The 3,741-nt window shown below is 73.5% G+C and carries 3 protein-coding genes and 1 pseudogene; 1 reads left to right on the top strand and 3 read right to left on the bottom strand.

The features are described 5' to 3' along the window. Positions 1–211 precede the first annotated feature (211 nt). Together GT042_RS26540 and GT042_RS26535 are read right to left on the bottom strand one after the other, a co-directional pair. Entirely contained in the window at positions 212–775 is a 564-nt protein-coding gene (locus tag GT042_RS26540; RefSeq protein ID WP_161311252.1) for a hypothetical protein, read from the bottom strand. Between the two features lie 69 nt (positions 776–844). After that, a complete protein-coding gene (locus GT042_RS26535) occupies positions 845–1,639 on the bottom strand; it encodes an aspartate/glutamate racemase family protein (RefSeq protein ID WP_161311254.1) in 795 nt (264 codons plus the stop codon). A 58-nt stretch (positions 1,640–1,697) separates the two neighbouring features. On the opposite strand from GT042_RS26535, the gene GT042_RS26530 reads away from it, so the two are divergent. Then, positions 1,698–2,999, top strand: coding sequence for a glycosyltransferase (locus tag GT042_RS26530; RefSeq protein ID WP_237531205.1), 1,302 nt, complete (start codon positions 1,698–1,700; stop codon positions 2,997–2,999). 19 nt (positions 3,000–3,018) lie between these two features. Here the strand turns inward: GT042_RS26530 and GT042_RS26525 are convergent. Continuing rightward, positions 3,019–3,741 (bottom strand): annotated as a pseudogene (locus tag GT042_RS26525) (Tellurium resistance); the annotation flags it as partial.

Below are 3,741 nucleotides of genomic sequence, written 5' to 3'. Positions count from 1 at the left end.
GGGCTGGCGACGGCCCGGCCGGCCGGGCGGCTCGTACCGCAGGCGCTGCCGACGCTGGACCGGGCGCCGGGCTGATCAGGTGTGCCGGGCCGATCAGGTGGTGCTGTGCTGACCAGGTGGCGGGGGGCTGACCAGGTGGCGCTGTGCTGACCAGGTGGCGCTGTGCTGATCGGACGGTGCCGGGCGGGCCGATCGGGTCGTGGCCCGCTGCTCAGGTGCCGGCCGCGGCGCTGCCGGGCCGGCCGAGGACCAGACGGTCCCGGATGACCCGCACAGCGGCTTCCGCGTCGTCCACCGTCACGGTGAAGGTCCGGCCGTCGCCCAGGCGCAGGACAAGCCCCTCGCCTCTGCGCACGACCACGCCCGTGCCCATCTCGGGACGCCATCGGTAGCCCCAGCCGCCCCACTGGCGCGGGTTGACCTTGGGGGCGAAGTCGGCGTCCACGACGTGGGCGAGGAGGATCCGGCGGCGCGGCAGCCCCATGTGGCCGCAGCGGACCTCCAGGCAGTCGCCGTCGACCCGGACCGCCACATGGACGAAGGCCAGGGTGCCGAAGAGGATGAGCAGCCCGGCGGCGACACAGCCGATGACGGACATCAGGAGGGCGGCGAAGCCGGAGGTCCAGCTCGACTGGACGGCCAGCACGACGCCGAGCGCGATACAGGCGAGTCCCACCGCGGCGAGCAGCCATTGCGCACGGTTGGTGGCACGGCCGGTCCAGATCTCGGGCAGGGGTTCCACGGTGTCGCCCTCCTGCCGGGGGTGCTCCGTCATGCCAAGCAGCGTACCCACGTTCCGCGCGGACGGAAGTCCTCCGGCGGATCCGTGACGGCGGACACGTGGTCAGCCCGGTTGGGTGACGGCGGCGAGCAGCCGCCCCTCCGCGTAGCCGAGCGCGCGCACGGGAAGATCGCCTTCGCGACCGCTGAGGAGCACGGTGAGCCGGGGGTCGAAGGGGGCCGCCGGGGCTCCCGTGGCGGGTACGTCTCCGAGGCGGCGCAGCGCCTGGGCGGCGACCGCGTCGGCCGAGCCGTGCAGGACGAGCGGGGGCAGGTCCGGCTGCTGGACGGCCGTACGGATGCGTTCGGCGACGAGTTCGTAATGGGTGCAGCCGAGGACGACGGCCCTTACCCCACGGGGGGTGAGCGCGGCGGCGGCGGCCACCGCGCGGTCGATCGCGTCCTCGTCGGCCGACTCGACGGCCTGCGCGAGTCCGGGGCAGGGGACCTCGGTGACCTCGGCGGAGTCGGCGAAGTCCCGGATCAGTCCGCGCTGGTAGGGGCTGCCGGTGGTCGCCGGGGTGGCCCAGATGGCGAAGGGGCCGCCGCCGACCGCCGCGGGCTTGATCGCCGGGACGGTGCCGATGACAGGCAGGTCCGGCTCCAGGGCGGCGCGCAGCGCGGGCAGGGAGTGCACGGAGGCGGTGTTGCAGGCGACGATCAGGGCGTCGGGCCGGTGGGCGGCGGCGGCCCGTGCGACGGCGAGCGCCCGTTCGGTCACGTCGTGCGGAGCGCGGGGGCCCCAGGGCATGCCGTCGGGGTCCAGGGACACGACCAGATCGGCGTCGGGCCGCAGCCGGCGTACCGCGGCCGCGGCGGCGAGCAGGCCGATACCGGAATCCATGAGCGCGATCTTCACCCGGTCACCATAGTCGACCGCGTTCGCGGCACCGGAGTTGTGGTGCAGACTGCGGCGGATGAGCGCCATTGCCTGGATCGCGTTGAGTTCGCTGGCCGCGTGGGGCTGGCTGTCGCTGGGTCAGGGTTTCTTCTGGCGGACGGACCAGCGGCTGCCCACGCCCGCGTCGCCCGGCCCTTCCGTACTGCCCGGCGCGTCCGCGCCGCCCGGTCCGTCCACGCCGCCCGGTCCGTCCACGCCGCAGAGCCCACCCGGTACGGCGGGCACGGCGGCCCCGGCCGGAGGGGACGTGGGCCTCTGGCCGTCCGTCGCGGTCGTCGTGCCCGCCAGGGACGAGGCGGACATGCTGCCGGAGAGCCTGCCGTCGCTGCTGGCGCAGGTCTATCCGGGCGCCGCCGAGATCTACCTGGTCGACGACGGGAGCACGGACGGCACCGGCGAGCTGGCCCGTGACCTCGCCGCCCGGTACGGCGGACTGCCGCTGACCGTGTCCTCGCCGGGTGAACCGGAGCCCGGCTGGACCGGCAAGCTCTGGGCGCTGCGGCACGGCATCGCGCTGGCCCGCGGCGGTCCGAAGGACCCCGATTACCTGCTGCTGACGGACGCGGACATCGCCCACGAGCCGGACAGCCTGCGGGAACTGGTCGCCGCCGCCCTGGGCCACCGGCTGGACCTGGTCTCCCAGATGGCCCGGCTGAGGGTGGCGAGCGGGTGGGAGAAGCTCGTCGTCCCGGCCTTCGTCTACTTCTTCGCGCAGTTGTACCCGTTCCGCCGGATCAACCGTCCCGGCGCCAGGACGGCCGCCGCGGCGGGCGGGTGTGTCCTCCTCCGTACCGAGGCGGCCGTCCGCGCGCGGGTGCCGGAGTCGATCCGCCAGGCGGTCATCGACGACGTGTCGCTCGCGAAGGCGGTCCAGGGCAGCGGCGGCCGGATCTGGCTGGGGCTCGCGGAGCGCGTCGACAGCATCCGTCCGTATCCCCGGCTGGCCGATCTCTGGCAGATGGTGGCGCGCAGCGCGTACGCGCAGCTGCGGCACAATCCGCTGGTGCTCCTCGGTACGGTGGCCGGCCTGGCGGTGATCTACCTGGCGCCGCCCGTCGCGCTGGGCGCCGGGCTGTTCGGCGGGGACACGGCGGCGGGGTGGCTCGGGTTCGCGGCCTGGGCGGTGATGGCGGGGACGTACCTCCCCATGCTGCGGTACTACCGGCAGTCGTCGTGGCTGGCTCCGCTGCTCCCTTTCACCGCGTTCCTGTACCTGTTGATGACCGTCGACTCGGCCGTCCGGCACTACCGGGGCCGGGGCGCGGCCTGGAAGGGGCGTACGTACGCCCGTCCCGAGGGCGAGCCCCGGCCGCAGTAGCCGGCCGGGCGGGCGTAGGTCACTTCCTGCCGGGTGTCCAGTTCATGCCCCAGCCATAGGCGTAATCGATGGTGCGCTGCGGGCTGACTCCGCGATCCGGTACGAGAAAGCGCGCCTCGCGCTGGACGACGAGGTCCGATCCGGTATTGGTGATCAGTGCCAGCGCGCAGACGGTCGAGGGCACGGTGCATTCACCGAGCGAGAAGTCGACGGGTGCGCCGTGCTGCGGCTGGAGCGTCACGGTCGCGTCGAGATCGGCGAAACTGCGGGCGCCTTCGTAGATGGTCACGAAGATGACGACGCGGCGCAGCTGATCCTTGTGGTCGAGGTTGATCGTGAGGTTCTCGCCGCTGGAGAGCGCGCCCGTACGGTCGTCGCCGTCGAGATGGATGTACGGCGGCCGGGAGAGGGAGCCGAAGGCATTGCCGAGTGCCTGGACGACGCCTTTGCGTCCGTCGGTCAGTTCGTAGAGTGCGCACAGGTCGAGATCGAGATCGCTGTGGGCGGCGACGGCGCGGCCGAGTTTGGCTCCCCAGCCCTTGAACTGTTTACGGACCTGCCAGTTGAGGTTGACGCGCATGGTGCCCGACGTGCCGCCCTGTTTGGTGAGCGAGACGGAGGGGGCCTCCTTCGTCAGGGTCACCTTGCTGAGCCGGACGGGGGCGGGGGCCGGGGCCGGGGACGGTGCGGGCGCCGCCGGGGGCGTGGTCGGCGGGGAGGCGGCGCGGAGCGGAGGGGCGGG

Source organism: Streptomyces sp. SID3212 (assembly GCF_009865405.1).
Classification (GTDB): Bacteria; Actinomycetota; Actinomycetes; order Streptomycetales; family Streptomycetaceae; genus Streptomyces.
Note: the sequence above shows the minus strand (reverse complement) of the source record. Positions and strands in the feature narration are given on the sequence as shown.

Bases quoted from the DNA above. Each gene is read 5' to 3' on its own strand.
- GT042_RS26540 (WP_161311252.1), bottom strand. From the start codon at position 775: ATGACGGAGCACCCCCGGCAGGAGGGCGACACCGTGGAACCCCTGCCC.
- GT042_RS26530 (WP_237531205.1), top strand. From the start codon at position 1,698: ATGAGCGCCATTGCCTGGATCGCGTTGAGTTCGCTGGCCGCGTGGGGC.